7 protein-coding genes and 9 pseudogenes are annotated in these 22,339 nt (G+C 72.9%); all 16 read right to left on the bottom strand.

Going from position 1 to position 22,339, the window contains the following annotated elements:
• Window positions 1–1,887: 1,887 nt before the first annotated feature.
• The 16 genes and pseudogenes from BW737_RS18735 to gmk all read right to left on the bottom strand — a co-directional run bounded on the left by BW737_RS18735 (window position 1,888) and on the right by gmk (window position 22,328).
• Window positions 1,888–2,712, bottom strand: a complete 825-nt coding sequence (locus BW737_RS18735; protein WP_257210808.1) for a hypothetical protein — start codon at window positions 2,710–2,712, stop codon at window positions 1,888–1,890.
• Entirely contained in the window at window positions 2,685–6,587 is a 3,903-nt protein-coding gene (locus BW737_RS18730) for a fatty acid synthase subunit beta domain-containing protein (RefSeq protein ID WP_257210807.1), read from the bottom strand. The genes BW737_RS18735 and BW737_RS18730 overlap by 28 nt, the downstream gene beginning before the upstream one ends.
• Window positions 6,575–7,582, bottom strand: coding sequence for a hypothetical protein (locus tag BW737_RS18725; protein ID WP_257210806.1), 1,008 nt, complete (start codon window positions 7,580–7,582; stop codon window positions 6,575–6,577). Before BW737_RS18725 ends, BW737_RS18730 begins: the two co-directional genes overlap by 13 nt.
• Window positions 7,579–9,142, bottom strand: a pseudogene (locus BW737_RS19570) (acyl-CoA carboxylase subunit beta). The gene BW737_RS18725 and the pseudogene BW737_RS19570 overlap by 4 nt, the downstream one beginning before the upstream one ends.
• 34 nt (window positions 9,143–9,176) lie before the next feature.
• Window positions 9,177–10,811: pseudogene (locus tag BW737_RS12325) on the bottom strand (ATP-binding protein); the annotation flags it as partial.
• Between the two features lie 51 nt (window positions 10,812–10,862).
• A pseudogene (locus BW737_RS20055) lies at window positions 10,863–11,048 on the bottom strand (biotin carboxylase N-terminal domain-containing protein); the annotation flags it as partial.
• Between the two features lie 230 nt (window positions 11,049–11,278).
• Window positions 11,279–11,938 (bottom strand): ribulose-phosphate 3-epimerase, encoded by a 660-nt coding sequence (rpe, locus tag BW737_RS12320; RefSeq protein WP_086614522.1) that lies wholly within the window; start codon window positions 11,936–11,938, stop codon window positions 11,279–11,281.
• A 32-nt stretch (window positions 11,939–11,970) separates the two neighbouring features.
• Window positions 11,971–13,390: pseudogene (locus tag BW737_RS12315) on the bottom strand (RsmB/NOP family class I SAM-dependent RNA methyltransferase).
• On the bottom strand, window positions 13,387–14,346 hold the full coding sequence (gene fmt / locus BW737_RS12310; protein ID WP_086614523.1) for a methionyl-tRNA formyltransferase: 960 nt from the start codon (window positions 14,344–14,346) through the stop codon (window positions 13,387–13,389). The pseudogene BW737_RS12315 and the gene fmt overlap by 4 nt, the downstream one beginning before the upstream one ends.
• Window positions 14,347–14,350: 4 nt before the next feature.
• Window positions 14,351–15,037 (bottom strand): HAD family hydrolase, encoded by a 687-nt coding sequence (locus BW737_RS12305; protein ID WP_086614524.1) that lies wholly within the window; start codon window positions 15,035–15,037, stop codon window positions 14,351–14,353.
• Between the two features lie 10 nt (window positions 15,038–15,047).
• Window positions 15,048–17,125 (bottom strand): annotated as a pseudogene (locus BW737_RS12300) (primosomal protein N' family DNA-binding protein).
• A 24-nt stretch (window positions 17,126–17,149) separates the two neighbouring features.
• Window positions 17,150–18,362, bottom strand: a pseudogene (gene metK, locus BW737_RS12295) (methionine adenosyltransferase).
• A gap of 65 nt (window positions 18,363–18,427) precedes the next feature.
• Window positions 18,428–19,413, bottom strand: a pseudogene (locus BW737_RS12290) (class I SAM-dependent methyltransferase).
• A 492-nt stretch (window positions 19,414–19,905) separates the two neighbouring features.
• Window positions 19,906–21,237, bottom strand: a pseudogene (gene coaBC, locus BW737_RS12285) (bifunctional phosphopantothenoylcysteine decarboxylase/phosphopantothenate--cysteine ligase CoaBC).
• Window positions 21,238–21,255: 18 nt separating this feature from the next.
• Window positions 21,256–21,657, bottom strand: a complete 402-nt coding sequence (gene rpoZ, locus BW737_RS12280; protein WP_086614525.1) for a DNA-directed RNA polymerase subunit omega — start codon at window positions 21,655–21,657, stop codon at window positions 21,256–21,258.
• Between the two features lie 96 nt (window positions 21,658–21,753).
• Window positions 21,754–22,328 (bottom strand): annotated as a pseudogene (gmk, locus tag BW737_RS12275) (guanylate kinase).
• Between the last annotated feature and the right edge of the window lie 11 nt (window positions 22,329–22,339).

The following is a 22,339-nucleotide window of genomic DNA, read 5'->3' as shown; positions in this document are numbered from 1 at the left end:
ACCACGACCAGGTCATCCAGGTCGGCGTCAACCTCGCCCCAGTCGGGGGCGGTGGGCTGGGTCGGCACCTGCGGGGTGGGCAGCGCCTTAATGGTCGCCTGCGGCTCGGGCTCCGGCTGCGGCGCGGGGGCCGCGGCCCGGGCGCTCTCGCGCAGCGCCACCAGGTCGACGTCGTCACCGAGCCCGCCGGTCAGGTCGGCCTCGACGGGCGCCTGGGCGGCGCGGCCGCGCACCTCGGTGGTGCACAGGTCGACGAGTTCGGCGGCGATCTCCCGGGTGGACCAGGTGCGCACGCCGGCGGCCTCCACGGCCGCCACCAGCGGGTCGTTGCCGCCCATCAGGCCGGTGCCACGCACCCAGCCGATGCGCGGGTGGGCCAGGGTTACGCGCGCGGACCAGTTCTTCTCCGCGCGCCACCGGTTCACCACCGCGTCCAGGGCGGACTTGACCTCGCCGTAGGCGCCGTCGCCGCCGAAGGTGCCGCGGTTGGGTGAGCCCGGCAGTACCACGTGCAGCCGGTGGTCCACATGCGTGTCGGTGCCGATGGCGGACAGGGCGGAGATACTGCGCTCCACGCTCCACAGCAGCAGGCGGGTCTGGGACTCGGCGGTGGGTCCGGCGTCGGCGAGGGTGCCGACCACTCGCGGCGCGGCGAAGGGGAACAGCAGCGTCGGGACCAGCGCCTCCTTGACCAGCTTGGTGGAGCCGCCGGAGGTGACCGTCTGGTCGTTGCCGATCCAGTCGGCCAGGGCATCCACGTCCCGGTAGGAGGCCAGGTTGGCGGGCACGATCCACAGGCGGGCGCCGGCGGAGGCGTGCTCGCGGTACAGGCGGGTGGCGAAGTCCAGTCGCTCGTGGGTCAGCCGGGAGCTGGTGGCGACGACGGTGGCTCCGCCGGCCAGCAGCTCGCCGACGACGGCCGCGGCTATCGAGCCAGGAGCCACGCCGGTGACCACGGCCACGTCGTCCGCCCAGCGGACGGAGTCCGCGCCGGCGACCGGCTTCTGGGCGGCCGTGGCGGCGATGGCCTCGGCGATCTCGGCACGGCGGGCCAGGTCCGCGGTGTCGGTGCCGGCCGCGGCGGCGGCGCGCAGCTGCCGGCCCCACCAGGCGGCCTGGTCGGCCACGGCGGAACCCAGGCCGGTGAACCGCTGCGGATCCAGCAGGGCGGTGGCCTGCTCGAGGCCCATCTCCCCGTTGCCCAGGCGGGCCAGGTCGTCACGGGCCGACGCCCAGCGGTCGTCGATGAGGACGGCCCGGTCGGCGGAGAAGGCGGGAGTCACGGACTTGACCCAGCCGGAGCCGAGCTCGGCGTCGATGGCCGCGAGTGCGGCGCGGGTGGCAGCGGCCTCGTCGGCGGCGTCGGCGGGCACGTTCACCTTGTCGGCCAGGCCCAGGGCGTCCAGCAGGGTGCGGGCGGTCGTGGCCAGCACCCCGTCGGTGCCGGTGACCTGAGCGGCGAAGGCGTCCAGGGCGGCCGAATCGACCACCGCTCCCCCGGCTCCCCCGGCGCTCGGCATGGCCACGCTCGCGCCGTGGGCGGAGGCGACCGCCTGCACGGCGGCGTCGATGAGGGCGTCGACGGCGCCGGCGGAGGTCAGCGGCGCAGAGGAACCCAGGGTGGCCAGGTCCTCACCGCGCATGGAGGCGCCCTCGCGGGTACCCAGGAACAGTTCGGCGGTCACGTGGGCGACCCAGCCGTCGCCCAGGCCCCAGGTGCCCTTCACACGTTCACCGATGTGGCCGGCGCGCACGCCGGAGGGGCCGAGGATGCGGCCCAGGCCGGTGCGGGTGGCGTCGGCCAGCACGGGACCGAAGGGCTTGTAGCCGGGGGCGCCCTTGGCGACGATGCCGGCCAGGGTGTTCATGTCGGCGTCGGCGGCCCCGTCAATGCTGGCCAGCTGCAGCTCGGTGCCCAGGTCCATGAGCAGCTGGTTGCGGCGCGAGGACACGCCGTTGGTCAGCGTCTCGGTGGTGTCGGTGGCGCCGATCTGCTCGGGGCGGATGCGGGCGGCGTGCGCTAGCAGCACCGTCAGCGCGTCGGTGGCACCGAAGGACAGGTCCGCGACCGGACCGGAGGCGGCCGGGGTGGGAGCGGCCGGGGCCGCGGGGGCCGCCTCGGCGGGAGTCGGCGCGGAGACCGGGGTGGCCGCGTCCGCGTCCGCGCCGACGCGCGGTGCTCTCGGCGCCGGCCTCGACGGCCGGTTCGGCGAGGGACTCCTCCTCGATGCCGGCGGCCGGGTCGGTGTCGGTTGCCAGCACGCGCGCCTCATCGCGGCGGGCGTTGTGCACCACCACGTGACGGCCGGCGTGCTGCGGCAGCGCCAGCGTGCGGGAGGCGAGGTTGGCCAGCGTCGGGGAGGCAGCTAGACCGACCTCGACGAGGTGCTCCACGCCCAGGCCGCCCTGCTCCGGGGCGCCCAGCAGTACGTCCTGCGTCTCGATCCAGCGGACCGGGGAGGCGAACTGCCAGGCCAGCAGCTCCACCAGCAACTGGCGGCCGAGCTCGACCGGTCGGGCGGCCCACTGCTCCCAGTCGTCCAGAATCTGGCGGACCGGCTCGGAGGGCACCACGTCAAGAATCGCGCGGGCGAAGTCGCGGGTCAGCGCGAAGGGACGCGCCACCAGGTTGGGCACGTACCGGCCCACCAGGCGGTCCACATCCAGGTCCGTGGGGATCAGCGTCAGCAGCCGCTCCCGGAACTCGGGCACGCCCGGGCGCAGCACCTCGGAGTGGAAGGCACGTCGATGCCGGGCACGTACATGAACGGGTTCTTACCGCCCCGGGCGGCCGCCTTGGCACGGGCGTCGGCGGCCAGCGCCTCCAGGCCCTTGATGGTGCCGGCGACGGCGTACTGCACGCCCGCCAAGTTGTAGTTGACGATCTGCAGGAACTCCCCGGACTCCTCGGACACCGAGCGCACATAGTCCTCCACGGCGTCGGCGCCAATACCGGCCTGGTTGGGGCGCAGGGCCCCCATCCGGTAGTTGGAGGCGCCGGAGGAGTCGCGCGGCACCAGCGAGTGCATGGTGGAGCCGCGCTGGAAGACGATGGAGATGGTGGTCTCCACCGACATGACCCGCCCGTAGGCACTCAGGGCCGTGTACTCGCCCAGGGAGTGGCCGGCGAAGGCGGCGGACTCCACCAGGGCGCCGGCCTCCGCCATGCGGGCGGTGGTGGCCATGGCGACGGTGGCCAGGGCCACCTGCGTGAACTGGGTGAGGTTGAGCAGCCCGTCGGGGTGCCGGTAGGTCACGCCCCGGGCGGTCATCTCGGTGGGGTTGTCCCGCACCAGGGAGATCACGGAGAAGCCCAGCTCGGCGCGGGTGTGGGCGTCGGCGCGCTCCCACACCTCGCGGGCCGCCTTGGACGAGCGCATCTCGTCCAGGCCCATGCCGCGGGCCTGAATGCCCTGACCGGGGTAGACGTAGGCGGTCGGCTCCGGCTCGGTGACGGCGGTGCCCCGGGAGACCACCTCGTCGCCGACGCGGCAGGTGACCTCCAGGACCAGGCCGCCGCCGACCACCAGGCCGGTGCGCTCCACACTGATCTGCACCCGGTCGCCGAGCTCGACGGGGCCGAGCATGGTGTAGGTCCAGCCGGCGAGCACGTGGTGGGTGCCGTCGGTGGCGGTGGCGGCGGCCGCCTGCTGGGCGGTGGCGGACAGCCACATGCCGTGCACCAGCGGCGCGTCCATGCCGGCGACCTTTGCGGCGTGGTAGCTGGTGTGAATGGGGTTGAAGTCGCCGGTGACCCGGGCGAAGGCCGTCATGTCGCTGGGCGCCGTCACGGTGATGCGGCGCAGTAGGCGGCGCGCCGCCGGCGCGGTCTGACGCTCGGTGCCGCCGGCCTGCTCGGGCGCGGAAGGCACGGAGGTGCCGGAGGCACGCCCGCGGATGGCGAAGCGCTCGCGCATGAGCGCGACCAGGCTGCCATCGGCGGTGTCGGTCAGCTGCAGGCGCACGTCCACCACGCGGCCGGCGCTGGATTCCTCCAGTCCGGCCACCCATCCGTCGGCCTGAATGACCCGGTCGGGGCCGGCCTGGCGGGCCAGCTCTGCCAGCGGGCGACGCAGGTCAATGGTGTGGTCCAGGTGCACCGCGCCGAGCAGCCCCTCGATCAATGGCATGCCGTCCTCGACGACGCTGCCCAGGGCGGCATAGACCACCGGCCAGCAGGGGCCGAGCAGGGCGTCGGGTACCAGCGGCGCGGCCGCCAGCGAGGTGGGCAGCGCGTCGGCGGTGACGGCGGCGTGGTCCGCGCCCAGGCCCGCCCCCAGGGTGAAGCGGGCGTGCACGGTGCCGAAGGGCTGGTGGGCCGGGCGGCCCAGGGCATCCTTGGCGTCCGGTACGGCGGGCACCACCTCGGGCAGGTGGTCGACCTCATCACCGGTGATGGACACGGCGCCGACACCTGCAGTGTCGCGCAGCAGCGCGTTCATGGTCTCACTGATCCGGCCCGGGTCGACGAAAGGAGCGGCCCCGTCCCAGGCACGCGCCAGCCGCAGCGGCACCACCAGGCGCCGCACGGCGTGAATCGCCTCGCCGCCGGGGGTGTGGTCCCAGTGGGTGTCCAGGGCGATGTCCAGGTCGTAGGCGTCCTCGGCGACGTCGGGGCGGGCCACCACCTGGTAGGCGTCGTCGTCCAGCACGCGGGCCGGATTGACGGTCAGGTGACCGTTCCACAGCACATGCGGGGTGGCGCGCACCAGCTCGGTGGCATCGGCCACCGGATGGCTCTCGGCACCGCGGCCGGCGCCGAGGCGGCCGGCAGCCGGGGTGGGCTGCTCGCCGGCGGACTGCAGCGCCTCGATCACCGCCGTCTCGAAGCGGCCCAGCAGATGACCGACCGGCTCATTGATGGTGGTGATGCCGGCCACGGACACCGGGCCGGGGATGATGCGCACCTGGTCGGCACTGTAGCGGGGGTCCTGCGACTGCCACAGGGAGTCGGTGCCCCACCAGCGCAGGATGTCGGCGTCGAGCACGGGCACGAAGGGCACCGGCTTGGGGTGCTTGCGGCACAGGTCCACGAACCAGGCGGCGTCGGCGGGCTCCACCCGGGTGGTGGCGGCCGCCGGGTAGCGCTCGGCCAGGGCGGCCAGGGCGGCGTCGGCGTCCAGGACGTCGTCCTCGCCGGCGAACAACGTGGGGATCTCGCCGTGGTCGGTGGCGCTCAGGCGCGCTCGATGCGGTGCAGCAGGTCCAGGAAGCGGTCGTACCAGCCTCATCGGCCCAGTCCTCGCGGCCGGCGGCGCGGCCTCATGCGGGGCGACGCACAACTGGGCGTAGCGGGTGGCCCACTCCAGGTAGCTCATCGACTCGACGTCGCCGAAGTAGGGCTTGGCGGTCTTGGCGAGGGCCGCGATCACCTCATCGCGACGCGCCGTCATGGCGGCCTCGTTGCCCGCAATCTCCTGAATGAGCCGGGAGGCGCGGGCGGAGGAGTTGTCAATCTCGTACAGGTCGGCGCGCAGGTGCGACAGTCCCGAGGTCATGCCTCCGGCGGAGGCGCCGGAGGCCACCCAGCCGCCCTCGTGGGCGGGGTCGATTCCGGGAGTGTCCACCAGCAGCTGCTTGACGTCCTCGTTGGTCTTGGCCTCCAGGGCGGTCATGGCGGCGGTGCCCACGCAGACGCCGTCCACCGGGGCGGCGGCGGTGCCGTAGGCCAGCGCCCACCGGCCGGTGAGGTAATCGGCGGCCCGCTCCGGGGCGCCAATGCCGCCGCCCACGCACAGCACGAGGTTGTCCACCGCGCGGATGGCGTCGTAGGTGGCCAGGAGCATGGTGTCCAGGTCCTCCCACGAGTGGTGGCCGCCGGCGTGACCGTCCTCGATCTGCATAATGATCGGCACGTCCGGGACCGCCTTGGCGATGGCGATGACCTGGCGGATCTGGTCCACCGTGCCCGGTTTGAAGGCCACGTAGGGGAAGCCCTCCGCGCGCAGGCGGTGAATCAGGGATACGGCCTCCTCCAGTTCGGGGATGCCGGCGGAGATGACCACGCCATCCACGGGGGTGCCGGCGGCACGCGCCTTGGACAACAGTCGCTGGGTGCCCAGCTGCAGGTTCCACAGATAGCGGTCCATGAACATGGCGTTGAAGGCGGCGGTGCGGCCCGGCTCCAGGGCCGCCTCCAGGCCGGCCAGGTTGTCGGCCAGTACCTTCGCGGTGGTCTGTCCGCCGCCGGCCAGTTCCGCCCAGTAGCCGGCGTTGGCGGCGGCCGCCACGATCTCCGGGTCCACGGTGGTGGGGGTCATGCCCGCCAGCAGGATGGCGGAGCGTCCGGTCAGGCGCGTGAAGGCGGTGTCCACGGTGATGCGGCCGTCGGGCAACCGGGTCAGACGCGGCGCGAAACGGGCCCGGTCCACGGTGGGAGCCGGGGCGGCGCCGGACCGGTCCAGGTCGTCGATGTGCCGGGCGGTGCCCGCGGGCACCACGGTGGCGCCGGTACCGGCGACCACCGGCTCGGTCAGGCGGGACAGGACGGTGCCCGGACCGACGTCGAGGATCAGCTTGCGCTCCCCCGCACCCAGGGCGGCCGTGACGATGGCGGGCCAGTCCACCGGGTCGATCAGCACGGCCACGGCCAGATCCCGGGCCAGGTCGCGTCCAGCCCGGTGCGGCCCGCCCAGGCCACCACATCATCGACGGCGGCGGCCAGCAGGGGGGTGTGGAACGGCACGGAGGTGGCCAGGAACTCGGTGATCGGGTTCAGGACCGCGCCGCCGCGACGCCGCTCCTTGCGGTCGCGCTCACTGCGGCGGGCGGCGGCTTGCAAGGCGGTGATGACCTGCTCCAGGTCGCCGGGGCGGCCGGAGAGGATATGAGCCTGACGGCCGTTGACCACGCCGACGGCGATTCGCTCCGCACCGGGAACCTGTGCCAGCACCCCGTCGAGCACGTTGCGGGTAACGCCGCGCACCGACAGCATGGGGGTGGTCTCCCCCACGGTGCCCAGGTTCAGCCGACCCGTGGTGCGGGCGGCGGCCGCCCCGATCAGGCGGGCGATCGCGTGCACCTGCACCACCGACTCGCCGTGTCCATCGGCGCCCTCCTGGCGGGAGGTGCGCAGCGCCTCCAGCAGGGCCACGCCCAGCACTCCCTGAGAGTGGCCGATCACCGCGCCGGGGACGTGCTCACCCACGGGGTCGATGCCGGAGCCGGGCAGGCAGGCCAGGGCCGCGTGCTGGGCGAACAGGATGCCGGGCACGGATACGTCGGCGGTGTCGGCGGCACCGCCCTGCGGGGCGGGGGCCACCGGCGCGCCGGCGTCGGTGAAGAAGCGCCCGCCGCGCGGGGTGACGGTCAGCAGGTCGGTGGCGACCGGGGCGAGCCGGTCGGCGACGGCGGCGTCGATGGCGACCAGCTCGTTGGCCAGGTCGTGGTCCAGGCCGGCCAACTCCTCCAGGGTGGCGCGCCAGGGGGTGGCCTGCCCGCCGAAGGCGAGTACATAGGGCTCGCCGGCGTGCAGTCGCTCGGCAATGGTGACGGCGGTGGTGGGCTGGGTGCTCATGCGATCCTCGGTTATCGGTTCGGTTGCGGTGGTCTGCGGGTTGGGGTTGGTCGGGTCGATGGTCATAGGGGGCCGTTGTCGTGCTTGCGGTAGGGGGTACGCCGTTCATCGCGCTTGTCCGCCAGGGCGGCTAGGGAGTCCACGATCACGGTGCGGGTGTCCTCGGGGGCGATGACGGCGTCGATCTCCCCGATGGCGACCGCCTTGTCGGGGTTGATGACGGTTTCGGTGTACTCATCGATCAGGCGCTGCTGCTCGGCGGCGGCGGCCGCCTCCCCGGAGGCCTGGCGCACCTGCTGCAAGTCGCGGCGATGAATAATGCCCACGGCGCCCTGGGCGCCGAGCACGGCGATCTCCGCGCCGGGCCAGCAGAAGTTCAGGTCCGCGCCGATGGCCTTGGAGCCCATGACGATGTAGCGCCGCCGTAGGCCTTGCGCAGCACCACCGTCACCAGCGGGACGGTGGCGGAGGCGTAGGCGTTGATCACCTTGGCGCCGCGGCGGATGATGCCGGCATGTTCCTGTTCGGCGCCGGGCCGATAGCCGGGTACGTCTACGAAGGTGACCACCGGCAGGCCGAAGGCATCGCAGAAGCGTACGAAGCGGGCGAGTTTCTCAGAGGCATCCACATCCAGGGTGCCGGCGTCCACCAGCGGCTGGTTGGCGACCACGCCGACGGGGCGTCCCTCGAAGCAGGCGAAGCGACCACCACGTTGGCGGCGAAGTCTCCTGCACCTGCACCAGTTCTCCATGGTCGACGACGGCACACACCACGGCGGTGACGTCGTAGGGCTGGCGGGGAGAGGCGGGCACCAGAGTGCCGACCTGGGCGGCGGCGTCCCGGTCCGCGGCCCGATCGGCGTCCTCGTATGCGTAGTGGGGAGCCTCCTGGTCGGAGGAGGACGGCAGGTAGGCCAGCAGGGTGCGCACCTGATCGAGGGCGTCTTCCTCGTCCTCGGCCACGTAGTGGACCACACCGGTGACCGAGCCGTGGATGTCGGCGCCGCCGAGCTCCTCCGCGCTGATGCGCTCGCCGGTGACGGCACGTACCACGTCGGGACCGGTGACGAACATGTGAGAGGCCTCGCGGGTGGCGATCACGAAGTCCGTCAGGGCGGGGCTGTAGACGGCGCCGCCGGCGCACGGCCCATGATCACGCTGATCTGGGGTACCAGCCCGGACGCGGTGCAGGTGCGGTTGAAGATGCGCCCGTACTGGCGCAGGGCTGCCACTCCCTCCTGAATCTTGCTCCGCCGGAGTCGATCAGACCGATCACCGGGATGGACAGGCGCATGGCGTCGTCGAGCAGGCGCACAATCTTGTCGCCCTCCACCGTGCCCAGGGCCCCGCCGGATACGGAGAAGTCCTGGGAGTAGACGGCCACCTGCCGGCCACCGATCTGCCCGAAGCCGGTCACCACGCCGGAGGGGCGGGCCCCCTCCCCCGCGCCGGAGCCGGAGTAGCGGCCGATCTCCAGGAAGCTGTCGGTGTCCACCAGCATCTCAATGCGTTCGCGGGCGGTGTGTTTGCCCTTGGGGTGCTGGCGGGCGGCGGCGCGCTCCTCGGCCAGCGCGTCTACGCGGGCGATGCGCTCGCGGAAGGCACTGGTTGCTGCCGAGGTGGCCATGGTGGCGTCGGGCATGGTGAGGTCGTTCATGGGTTCAGGCCTCCTGTTGGGCGTTGACGGCGTCGTCGGCGCGCATGCGCACCAGAACCTCGCCGGCGGCCACGGTGCGGCCGGCGCTGACCGGAATGTCGGCGACGGTGGCGTCCGCGGGGGCGTGCACGTAGTTCTCCATCTTCATGGACTCCAGCACCACCAGCAGGTCGCCCTCGCGCACCCGCTGGCCCGGGGAGACGCAGATGCGGGTGACGATGGCCTGCATGGGGGCGGCGATGGCATTCGGGTCGCTGCTGCGCGGGCCCGGCTCGTTGGTGGCGCGGCCGCGCCCGCCCCCACGCCCGCGCAGTGGCTGCTGGGCGCGGTCGGAGCCGCCGTGGTAGCCGCCGCTCAGGCGCCGGGCGTGGGCGCCGAGAATCCCGTCGGGGACGGTGACCTGTAGGCGGTGGCCGTTGATTTCGATGACATAGGTGGAGCGGGTGCGGTGGTCGTCGAGAGCCGGCTCGGGGCTGGCTGCACTCGGCGCGGCCGCCCCGTCGTCGGCAGTGTTGGGTGCCAGGGCGGGCAGGACGGCGTCCTCGAGCCAACGGGTGGTCACGCCCAGGCCGCCGGCGGCATCTGGGCGCGTGAACTCCTCGCGGTCCAGCACATGGGCGTGCAGGGAGGTGCATACGGTGACCCCCTCCACGACGGTCTCCTGCAGGGCGCGCCGGGCCCGGCGGATCGCCTGATCCCGGTCGGCGCCGGTGACCACGATCTTGGCGAGCATGGGATCGAAGGTGGGGGTGACGGTGTCGCCGGTGACCACGCCGGACTCGATGCGGATGCCGGGGCCGGCGGGCCAGCGCAACCGGGTGATGGTGCCGGTGGACGGGGCCAGCCCCTGGGCGGGGTCTTCGCAGGTGATGCGCAGCTCCAGGGAGTGCCCGCGCGGGGCGGGCACGTCGCCCAGCGGGCCGCCGGCGGCGATGCGCAGCTGCATCTCCACCAGATCGGTGCCGGTGACCTCCTCCGACACGCAGTGCTCCACCTGCAGGCGCGGGTTGACCTCCAGGAACCACAACTCGCCGGTGGGGGTGAGTAGGAACTCACAGGTGGCTACGCCACGTAGTCGACGGCGTCCAGCAGCCGCTGGGAACCCTCCACCAGCCGCTCGACCACGTCGTCGGGAAGGAACGGGGCGGGGGCCTCCTCCAGCAGCTTCTGGTTGCGCCGCTGCAGCGTGCAGTCACGGGTGGATACGACCGCGAAGTCGCCGTGGGCGTCGCGGACGCACTGAGTCTCCACATGGCGGGCGGCGGTGACGTACTTCTCCAGGATGAGGGTGCCGACGCCGGCGGCGGAGTCGAAGGCGGGGGTGGCGCAGACCTCGGCGTCGGAGGCGAGCACGGTGATGCCCCGGCCGCCGCCGCCGTCGGTGCGTTTGAGAGCGACCGGGTAGCCGTGGGTGGCGGCGAAGGCGATGACGGTGTCGGGGCCGGTGATCGTGTCGGTGATGCCGGGTACGGGGGCGACGCCCGCCTGCTCGGCGGCCCGGCGAGCACTGAGCTTGTCCCCCAGGGTGCGCATGGCCGCCGGTGAGGGACCCACCCAGGTGATGCCCGCATCGATGACCGCCTGGGCGAAGTCGGCGTCCTCGGACAGGAACCCGTAGCGGGGTGGATGGCGTCGGCACCGGTGCGGCGGGCCAACTCGATGATGGCGGCGGCGTCCGTGTAGCCGGAGCCTCCGGCAGCGCGTAGGCCTCGTCGACCAGCTCGGCGGCCGGGCTCATCAGGTCCTCGGGCGTGTACGGCAGGATCGAGGTGGCGCCGAGATCGCGCACGGTGCGGGCCACGCGCAGGGCGATCTCGCCACGGTTGGCGATGAGAATGCGGCTGAGGGTGCGGTGGTGGCTCGCGTCAACGCTCACTGAGCGGCTCCTGGGGTGGGTGGTCGGTTCGGGCGGGTCTGTCCGATTTTGTTAACGAACAGGCAGGGACTCGCGGATGTCTACAAGCCTTTTCGGCCGCCCGTCCGGGGGTGACGTGCGATTCCCGCCGCAATGCAACGATACGGCCGCCGACCTTGGCGGGCCTATTGTGGAATCACCACAAATCCGGCCCGTTACCTTGAATTCACCTCGAGGGCGCCGGAGGCGAGTCAGTGGCGGTGCGCGGCCGCCTGCTCACGCAGGGTCTTGATAGCCGCAGCGGCGTCGTCGGCCCCGTATACGGCGGAGCCGGCGACGAACACGTCTGCCCCGGCCTCCGCGGCGCGCACGATGGTCTGCTCGGTCACGCCCCCGTCGATCTGGATGCGCAGCTGCTGGCCGCTGCGCCCCACCAGGCGCCGGGCGGCCGCGATCTTGTCCAGCATGGGCTCCAGGAAGGACTGCCCTCCGAAACCGGGTTCCACGGTCATCAGCAACAGCAGATCGATCTCGCCCAGCAGCGACTCCACTGCGGCAAGGGGCGTGGCCGGCCGCAGCGCCAGGCCGACGCCGGCGCCGAGACGGCGCAGCTGCCTCGCCAGGCGGAAGGGTGCGGTCGTCGCCTCCAGGTGACTGGTGACGATCGCGCAGCCGGCCTCGGCATACACCGGCGCCCAGCGGTCGGCGTTTTCGAGCATCAGGTGGGCGTCCACCGGCAGGTCGCTGTGCGCCAGGACCGCCTCCACCAGGCTGGGGCCGCCGAACTGGTTGGGCACGAAGTGGTTGTCCATGATGTCCACATGCAGGCCGTCTGCCGTGCGCACCCGGTCCAGCTCGGCGGCGAGGTGGGCCTGATCGGCATTGAGAATGGACGGGTGAATGGCGGGCATGATGGGCTCCTTCGCGGGGTGTGGATGCTGGCTTACACGCGCCGCAGCAGGGCGCAGAACATGGCGTCGGAATCGTCCAGATGCGGCCAGGTCTGCAGCTGCTCCCGATCGGCGCCGGCCGGCGGGGTCGGGGCCAGTTCGGCGGCGATGCGCCCGGCGTGCAGCGGCTCCAGCTTGATGCCGTCGCGCGCCGCCTGCCGGGTCACGTCGCGCACCACCAGGCTGGTTTCGAGCACATGCGGCGTGCAAGTGACGTAGGCGACCACGCCGCCGGGGCGGACCGCCGCCGCGGCGGAGGCCAACAGCTCCCGCTGTAGCTCGGCCAGCGCGGCCACGTCCTGCGGAGTGCGGCGCCAGCGGGCCTCGGGGCGACGCCGCAGCGAGCCCAACCCGGAGCAGGGGGCGTCCACCAGGACGCGGTCGTAGCGCCCGGCTCCTGCCGGCCCGCGTTGCGGCCATCGTCGGTGCGCACGGTGACCACGCCCGCGGGCAGGGCCCGCACCGCGCCCGCAACCAGGCGGGAACGGTGGGCGGTGACCTCGTTGCCACCAGGGTGGCGTCGCGGGCGGCGGCGAGCGCCCCCAGCAGCGCGGCCTTGCCGCCGGGTCCGGCGCACAGGTCGAGCCAACGCTGATCGCGGCCCTCCAGCGGCGCGGCGGCAACCATGAGGGCCACCAGCTGACTGGCCTCGTCCTCCACCCCCGCGCAGGAGTCCCGTATCGCCTCGATGCGGCCCGGGTCGCCGCCGGTCATGACCAGGGCGTGGGGGCTCAAACGGCCGGGGCGGGGCTCCTCGCCGGTGGCGTCGCGCACCTGCTCCGCCAACTCATCGACCGAGATCAACCCGGGGCGGGCGCACAGGGTCACGCGTGGGTCGGTGTTGTCGGCCTCCAGCAACGCCGCCAGCTCCGCCTCGACGTCGGGGCGGGCGTTGACCTTGAGGGCCTGCCGCATCGCCTTGACCACCCAGGCGGGGTGGGACAGCGTTTGCGCCAGGGCGGTGGTGGCGTCGGGGGCGTCTGCGCGCAGGCGGTCCAGCCAGGCGGACAGTTCGCGCTCGCTGATGCGGCGCATCACCGCGTTGACGAAGCCGGAGGCGCCGCGACCGGCGCTGTAGGCGGCCAGGTCCACGGTGGTGGACACGGCGGCGTGCGTGGGTACGCGCATGCCCAACAACTGGTGCGCACCCAGGCGCAGTACGTCCAGCACCACCGCATCGACCTGCTCCAAGGGACGGTCGATGCAGGCGGCGATGATTGCGTCATAGCGGCCCTGAAGGCGCAGGGTCCCATAGGTCAGAGCCGTGGCGAAGCCGGCGTCGCGGCGGTCCAGGCGGGCCTGGTCCAGCAGCTCGGGCAGAACCAGGTTGGCGTAGGCATCGTCCTCGCGCACCTTGGTCAGGGCGTGCAGGGCCGCCAGACGGGCGGGGTCGGGATCGGTGTCTGGCCTCATGCGGTGGCGTCCTCCTGCGGTTGGGGGCTTCCGAGCACGGTGTCTGCGGCGGGACGGGCGCCGCGCGCCCAGGCGTCGGCATCCATCCAGTTCTTGCCGGCGGGGGCCACCCGGCCCAGCCGCACGGATCCGGCCCCGGTGCCGACGCGCACCTCGTGCTTGGTTACGTGCAGTACCCCGGGAGCCAGCCCGGTGTCCTCCGGGATGGGGGTGACCGGTCCCAGGCGCAGCCGGGCGCCGGCGTAGGTGGTGTGAGCGCCGGGGGCCGGAGTGACGCCCCGGATACGCCGGTCGATGGCGGTGGCGTCCGCCTCCCAGTCGACGCGCCCGTCGGCAGGTCTCAGCACGGGGGCGTGAGTGGCGGCGGCGTCGTCCTGCGGGGTGGGCGTGAGCGTTCCGGCCTCAAGCCCCGCCAGCACCTCCAGCAGTAAGGGGGCCCCGGCGTCGGCCAGGCGGGCGAGCAGGTCGCCGGCGGTGTCCTCGGACCGGATGGACTCGGTGATACGGGCGTAGACGGGGCCGGTGTCCAGGCCCTCCTCCAGCCGGAATACGCTGGCGCCGGTGACCGAGTCCCCGGCGATGATGGCCCGCTGTACCGGTGCGGCACCGCGCCAGGCGGGCAGCAGGGAGAAGTGCAGATTGATCCAGCCGTGCGCGGGCACGTCCAGCAGGGCGGCGGGAACCAGACGCCCATAGGCGACGACGACGGCCACGTCCGCGCGCAGAGAGCGCACCCAGGCCTGGATTTCGGGCTCGCGCAGGGTGGCGGGGGTGCGCACGTCGAGCCCGGCCGCGCGGGCGACGGCGGCCACCGGCGAGGGATGCAGGGTGCGGCCCCGGCCCCGGCGGGCATCGGCACGGGTGAGCACCCCCACCACCTGGTGCGCCGGGGAGTCGATCAACGCCTGCAGCGCGGGTAGGGCCGTGTCGGGAGTTCCGGCGAAGAGCACACGCATGGCGTCAGTCTACGGGTGTCGGCAGCAGTCCCGCCTCGATCAGCACGGCGCGCAGTCGCGCCGCCCCCGTGAAGTGATGGGCCTGCATCCCTACCGCCCGGGCCGCCTCCACGTTCACGGGCGAGTCGTCGACGAACAGGGTGCGGGCGGCGTCCAGCCGGTAGCGGTCCAGCAGCACCCGGTAGATGGCGGGGTCGGGCTTGACCAGGTGCTCCTGGCCGGAGACCACCACGCCGCGGAAGCGCTCCAACAACGGTGACAGGTGGCGGGTAGCGGCGAACAGGACGTCATTGAAGTTGGTCAGGGCGTACAGGGGCACGTCGGCATCCGCAAGCGCCTGAATGACCGCGGCCGTGCCCGGGATGGGCCCGGTCTTGGTGTCGATGAAGTGATCCCAGTAGGTGCGCAGGATGTGCGTCCAGTCGGGGCGGTCCGGGTGAGCGGCGGCCAGGGCGGCGAGGATCTGTTCCAGGGGCACGCCGGCATCCAGCATGGCGTTCCAGCGGTGGAACTCCCCCGCCTCCACGAACTCCTGCCAGGCCTCCAGCCGCACCCTCCCGGCGACGGCACCGACCGCCTCCCAGGCGTAGATCACGTTGCCGTAGTCGAAGACGACGGCGTCTATGCCCTCGGCCTGCGGATCATGACGGGGCCGGCCAGCGGGGGCGGGGGTGGGGACTGCGCTGCTCATGGTCTTCTGCCTACCACAGGACGGTGGGGTCGAGTTCGACGCGCACCGGCTCCTCGCGATGCACGGAGGCCTCCCGCACCTGTAGCTGCAGGAAGGCGGCCAGCTCGCGGCCGCGCGTCAAGGGGGCGCGGATCAGTCCCCGCATACTCGGCGGCTGGGCGCCGGGCACGGCCGCCCCGGGGACCGCGGAACCACCGTGCTGAGGGGTGGCGACCGGGCCGAGGACCTCGAAGCCGGCCGCACGGGCCTGTTCGAACAGGTCCTCCAGGCGCAGGCGCGGCCCGTCCAGGCGGGCCGCCCGCCAGGCGGGCGGCAGGTGCAGCTGGGCGCGCTCGGCCAGCTCGCGGCGGGCGAATCCCGCGTGGTCCCAGCGCACCAGGGCCTGCGCGGCCACCGGGTGCGGGCGCCCCAGCAGCACAATGGGCGCGTCGGGGTGAGCCAGCACCGCCGCGTTGGTCCACTGGCGCATGGCCTCGCTGGCGGCGCCGAGATCGGGCCGGGAAGACAGGGCGGCCCCGTCCAGCAGCAGCACCGCCCAGTAACCGCCGTCGGCCACCGGCTCGGCGCCGGGGGTGGCGATCACCAGGCGTGGGCGGGCATCGACGCCGGCGATCACGCCGTGGTCCTCCCGCGCCCCGGAAGCAACCACCGGCACGCCCGGAAAGGCGCGTCCCAGCTCCTCGGCGGTCCGGGTGGTGCCCACCTGCACCATGCGCAGGCGCGTGTGGCCGCACTCCGGGCAGCTCCAATTGGCGGTGTTTCGCCCGCACCAGCGGCAGGTGACGGCTCCGTCGCGGCCCAGGGCCAGGGGGCCGGAGCACACCGGGCAGCGGGCCACGGCGCGGCAGCGGGCGCACGCCACCAGGGGGGCGTATCCGCCACGCGGCACCTGCACCAGGGCGGGGCCGTGTTGCAGCGCCTCGCGCAGCGCGCGGTGTGCGAGCGAGGGGATGCGGGCCGCGCCGGAGGGGCCCTCCGCCTCCAATTCGGGAGTGCCGGGCACCTGCACGCGGGCGACGGCGGCGCGCATGGTCTCCCGGGGCGCGTGCAGGTCGGTGGCCCAGCCCTGCTCGATGTAGGCCTGGGCCTCCACCGATCGGGTGTAGCCGGCGATCAGCAGGCCGGCGCCGGACAGGCCCGAGCGCAGGGCCAGTACCGTGCGGGCGTGAATGTAGGGGCGCGCGGCTCATCGAGCCGATCGTCGCCGTCGTCCCAGATGACGGCCAGGCCGGGGTTGTGCACCGGGGCGAAGGCGGCGCCGCGGGTGCCACCACCACCCGGGCCCGGCCGGTCAGGGCGCGCAGGAAGGCGCGGTAGCGGCGGGCGGGTCCGTGCTCGGCGGACAGGGTCACCACCGCCTCCCCGTCGAGGGCATCGGTGAGCGCGGCGGCCACCGCCTCCGCCCGCTCGGTGGTCGCGACGATCACCAGCACGCTGCGGTCCCCGGCGAGGGTGGCGCGGGCGGCGTCGGCCACCAGTCGGGTCCAGCTGGCCACCAAGCCGGGACGCCCCGGTAGGGCGGTCCACACGACGCGGGGGGCCTGCCCGGCGGCCAAGCGCTGCAAGAACGCGGGCCCGCCGGCGTATGCCGCCCAGGCGTCCGCCGGGGGCGGCGACCAACGGGGGGGCGGCCGGTGCGGGACGGTCACGCTCGTCCCGTTCGGTGGTGGCGTGCCGGGCGGGCACCGCCAGCCGGATCACGTCCGAACGCACCCCGGCGGTGCGGGCGGCCACCGCCTCGACCAGGCGCATGGTTTCTGGGTTGAGCACCGGCAGGTCGGAGACCACGCGGCGGATTGGGGCCAGCCTGCCGGGGTGGGTGGTGGTGTCGGCGCGCTCCCAGACCCAACCGTGCAGGTCCTGGCCTCCGAAACGGACCACGACGCGAGTTCCAACGGCGGCGGCCACATCCAGCTCGGGGGGAACCAGGTAGTCGAATAGCCGGTCCAAGTGGGGAACCGCGGTCTCCAGCAAGACGCGTGCGACCGGCGCAGACACACCGGCACCGGCCACCCGGCGGGTGGCGGTGGTGGGGGCGTCCAGGAGCACGCCCTGTGCGGGCGCGCCCGCGGTGACGGCGTCGCCCATGGCCTCCTCCCCCGATCCGCGCCGTCAGCAGGCCGCGCGCAGCGCGTCGGCCCGGTCGGTGTTCTCCCAGGTGAAGCCGGGCCGCCCGAAGTGGCCGTAGGCGCTGGTGGCGCGGTAGATCGGACGCAGCAGGTCGAGGTCGCGCACGATCGCGGCCGGGCGCAGGTCGAACACCTGCTTGATGGCGGCGGTGATCCGGTCCACGGGCACGGTCTCCGTGCCGAAGGTCTCCACGTACAGTCCCACCGGGCGGGCCGATCCGATGGCGTAGGCGATCTGCACCTCGCAGCGTTCGGCCAGGCCGGCCGCGACCACGTTCTTGGCCACCCAGCGCATGGCGTAGGTGCCGGAGCGGTCCACCTTGGAAGGGTCCTTACCGGAGAAGGCGCCGCCCCCGTGGCGGGCCATGCCGCCGTAGGTGTCCACGATGATTTTGCGCCCCGTCAGGCCGGCGTCTCCGGCGGGGCCGCCAATGACGAACTGGCCGGAGGGGTTGACCAGGATGTCGACGTCGGCGGTGGCCAGCTTCAGGCCCTTGGCCTCCTCCGCCTCCAATACCGGGCGGATCACCTCACGGGTGATGGCGTCGGTAAGTGCGGGGCGGGTGCGGTCGGGATCGTGCTGGGTGGAGACCACCACGCCGGTCAACGCCACGGGGGTGTCGCCGTCGTAGCCGATGGTGACCTGCGTCTTGCCGTCGGGGCGCAGGCCATCCACGATGCCTTGCTTGCGCACGTAGCCAGGCGCTCGGCCAAGCGGTGGGCCAAATGGATGGGCAGCGGCATCAGTGCGGCGGTGTCCGTGCAGGCGTAGCCGAACATGAGCCCTGGTCGCCCGCTCCCTGGAAGTCCAGCGGGTCGAGGTCACCACCGTCGTCGCGCACCTGCAGGGCCTTGTCCACGCCCGCGGCAATGTCCGGAGACTGCTGGCCGATCGACACCGACACCCCGCAGGAGGCGCCGTCGAAGCACACCTGGGAGGAGGTGTAGCCGATCGAGACGATTTCACTGCGCACAATGTCCGGAATCTCCACGTAGGCACTGGTGGTCACCTCACCGGCCACGTGCACCAGGCCGGTGGTCACCATGGTCTCCACCGCAACGTGCGCGGCCGGGTCCTGGGTGAGGATCGCGTCCAGGATCGCGTCGGAGACGCGGTCGCAGATCTTGTCCGGGTGTCCCTCGGTGACGGACTCGGAGGTGAACTGCCGCAGGGAGTTCGTTGCCTTACGTGCCATGTGTGTTGTAGTCCTTGCTGGTCGGTGGGTGCGGGGGCGTGGATGAGGCGAGTGCTGAGCGCGTCTCAGGCGTCCCACCAGGGACGCAGAGGATACCAGTGGCCGTCGGCGTCCTCACCGGGGCGGATGGCCAGGAACTGGTGGATCTGAATGCTGTTGCGCTCGAAGTTCCAGCGGGCGCCGGCCATGTACAGTCCCCACAGGAGGGCGGTCTGGGAGCCGCCGGATGCGACGGCCTCGTCCCAGTGGGCCTGCAGGTTGCGGCACCAGTGCTCCAGAGTCAGGGCGTAGTGCTGGCGCAGGTTCTCCGCGTGCACGATCTCCAGGCCGGCGTCGTGCAGGTGGGTCATGACCACCCCGGGGGCGGCGAGCTCCCCGTCGGGGAAGATGTAGCGGCCCACGAAGCGCCGGCACCGTTGCGTTGGCTGGAGTCGCGCCGCGTGATCTGGTGGTTCAGCAGCCGTCCGCCGGGGCGCAGCAGGACGAACATGGTGTGGAAGTACTCGTCGTAGTGGTGTACGCCCACGTGCTCCATCATGCCCAGCGAGCAGATACCGTCGAAGTCGCGCTCCGGCACTTCCCGGTAGTCCATGACCCGTGCCTGTGCCAGGTCGGCCAGTCCCTCGCGGGCGAGCCAGGCGTTGGCCCAGCGGGCCTGCGGCTCGGACAGAGTCACGCCGATGGCGCGGATGCCGCGGCGGGCGGCGGCGACGAGCACCGATCCCCAGCCGCACCCAATGTCCAGCAGTCGCTGCCCGGGAGCCAGGTCCAGCTTGTCCAGCACCAGGTTGATCTTGCGGCGCTGCGCGTCCTCCAGAGGCGTGCCCGGGGAGTCGAACAGGGCGCAGGTGTAGGTCATGGACGGCCCCAGCACCAGCGAGTAGAACCGGTTGGAGCGGTCGTAGTGGGAAGTGACCGTCTCCTTATCCGCCGTCTCGGTGTGTGGGCGCACGCCCGCCAGGGCGCGGCGCCAGGCCGGCGGAGTCTCGATCTGAGGCACCTCGGGGCGGTGCAGTCCCGCGCGGCGCAGTAGACGAGAAATGGCGCGCATGCCCGCCGGGGTGGGGCGGCGCAGGTGGTGCTTGCAGGCCTGCAGGCTGTCGAAGGCGGCGTAGGGGTTGCCCGGCTCGATGCCGGGCGCGAGCAGCTCACCGGTGATGTAGGCGCGGGCCAGACCGAGCTCCCCCGGGGCGGTGGCGATGTAGATCAGGGCGCGCGGCGACTTGACGTGCAACTCCACGGTGGCGTCGCGTGGGCCGACGGTGGAACCGTCGTAGGCGGTGATTCGCAGGGGCAGCGGGGGCGTGGTCACCGCCTTCACCAGGTCGGCCACAGTCGGGGTGCTCGTCCCGTTCCTCGTCATGCAGGTCACTTCCGTGCGCGTTACCGCTAGGGCGGGGCCTCGCGCCGGGCCCCGCCCGCTCATCGTATGACCACGCGACCGGGGCCTAAAACGGACTGGCGGGCCTGGATGCGGAAACGGCCGTGAGAAAGAAGACGCCGGCGGCGGGCCCCGGGCGGCGGGGTGACCGGGCCGACCGGGTCAGTCGGAGGCGGTCAGGCGGGCCGCGATCAACTCCACCAGTGCCTCGCCGACCTCCTGCTTGGTTCCGTGTGCGCGGGCGACCTCCGCGCCGTCCGCGTCCAGGACGACGACGGCGTTGGGCACGTCGCCAAAGCCCCGGTCGGTGCCGACGGCGTTAACGGCCAGCAGGTCGGCGCGCTTGCGGCGGGCCTTGGCGGCGCCGTGCGCCAGCACATCGCCGTCGGCGTCCCCGGTCTCGGCGGCGAAGCCACCACCAGGGTGCGCCCGCCGTCCTGGCGCGGGGGGTCGGTGACCAGGCCGGCCAGAATGTCGGGGTTCTCCACCAACTGGATGACGGGCCCCGCCTGGCGCGGTGGCTCGCCCTCGCCCCCGGAGGGGCTCAGCGCGTGCTTCTTAAGCTTGGTGTGGGCCACCTGGGCGGGCCGGTAGTCGGCGACGGCGGCAGCCATGACCACGGCATCGGCATCCGCGGCGGCGGCGCGCACCGCGTCGCGCAGCTCCATGGCGGTGGTGACCGGCACGATCTCAACCTGTGCGGGCAGCTCGGCCAGTACCGCCGGCTCGGCATGCGCCGACACCAACGTGACGCGGGCGCCGCGGGCGGCCGCGGCGGTCGCGATCGCACAGCCCTGTCGGCCGGAGGAGCGGTTGCCAGGTAGCGTACCGGTCCAAGGGCTCACGGGTGCCGCCGGCGGATACGACCAGGTGCCGTCCGGCCAGAGCATCCGGAGCGGGGGCCGCGGGGGTGTGGGCGGCTTCGAGCACGTCCAGGGCGCGGGCGACGATTTGCTCGGGCTCGGGCAGCCGTCCGGCCCCGTGGCCGGTGCCGGTCAGTGGGCCCGCGTCGGGGTCGATGATGGTCACGCCCCGCCGACGCAGGGTGTCCACGTTGTGGCGGGTGGCCGGGTGGTTCCACATTTGGGTGTGCATGGCCGGTGCCATCACCACCGGGGCGGTGGTGGTCAGCAGGGTGGCGGTGAGCAGGTCATCGGCCCGCCCGGTCGCGGCCCGGGCCAGCAGGTCTGCGGAGGCGGGGGCCACCAGCACCAATTCCGCCCACTCCCCCATCTGCACGTGTGCGACGGCGGCGGCGTCATCGAATACCCCGGACTGCACCGGCGCGCCGGTGACCGCGGCCAGCGCCGGGGCACCGATGAAGCGCAGCGCGGCCGCCGTCGGCACCGTGCGCACCTCGTGTCCGGCCGCGCGCAGCAGCCTGATGATGGACGGGGCCTTGTAGGCGGCGATTGAGCCGGACACGCCCACGACGACGCGCCGCGCCCGGGGCGCATATGCGTCCCGGGCGCGAGTGGTCTGCGGGTTCACGATGATCGGTGACGGGCGGCGTCAGAACTGGATGTCGTCCAGGCCGGTGCCGGGCTCGTCCGATCCGCCCAGGTCGATCGGTGCATCCAGCGAGATGTCGGAGAACATGTCCTCCTCGGCGGCACGGCGAGCCGCCTCGGCCTCGGCGCGCCGGGCGCGGGCCTCATCCCCGGAGATGACCTGGAGCTTGTCCTCGGCGACCTCGCGCAGGGCGATGCTCAGGGCCTTCTCCTCGTTGTCGGCCTCTACCAGCGGGCCGAAGTAGTCGAACTGGTTGTCCTCGAGCTGCTGGTTGTAGCTGTTGATCTGCCGCGCGCGCTTGGCGGCCTCCACCACCAGCCCGTACTTGGAGTCGACCTTCTCCAGGAGGTCGTCAATGGGAGGGTTGGTGATTCCCTCGGGGTCGGCAGAGGTTCCGAGCATGTGCTTGTCTCCCAATGTGTTCTGGTACCGGTTCGGGTGCGTATCCGGCCGGGTGCTCACGCCCCCGACGCATCGCCGCACCGCAAGCACCCTAGTCTAACGGCTCAGTCCGAGCACATCCTCCAGCTCGTCCGTGGCACGTGCCACGGTGTCGTTGACGATGATGCGGTCGAACTCGTCGGCGGCGGCCAGTTCCACCCGCGCGGTTTCCAGGCGGCGAGCGCGTTCGGCCGGATCCTCGGTGCCGCGCCCGGCCAGGCGGGACACCAACTCCTCCCAGCTGGGCGGAGCGATGAAGATCAGCTGCGCCTGCGGCATGGAGCGCGCACCTGCCGGGCGCCGGCCAGGTCGATCTCCAACAGGGCGGGGCGGCCCGCGTCGAGCTGCTCCTGCACCGGCCGGCGGGGGGTGCCGTAGCGGTGGGTGCCGTGCACCAGCGCCCATTCCAGCATTTCGCCGGCCGCCACCAGGCGGTCGAACTCGGCGTCGGAGACGAAGTGATAGTGCACGCCGTCGCGCTCGCCCGGGCGGGGGGCGCGCGTGGTGGCGGACACCGACACGAACAGGTCGGGGTGGCGGCGTCGCAACTCGGCGACGAGCGTGCCCTTCCCCACGGCGGTCGGCCCGGCGATCACGGTGAGCCGGGCGGGCGGCACCTGGGCTGCGGTCATGGGCAAATCAT

Source organism: Actinomyces ruminis (assembly GCF_002154335.2).
Lineage (GTDB): Bacteria > Actinomycetota > Actinomycetes > Actinomycetales > Actinomycetaceae > Actinomyces > Actinomyces ruminis.
Note: the sequence above shows the minus strand (reverse complement) of the source record. Positions and strands in the feature narration are given on the sequence as shown.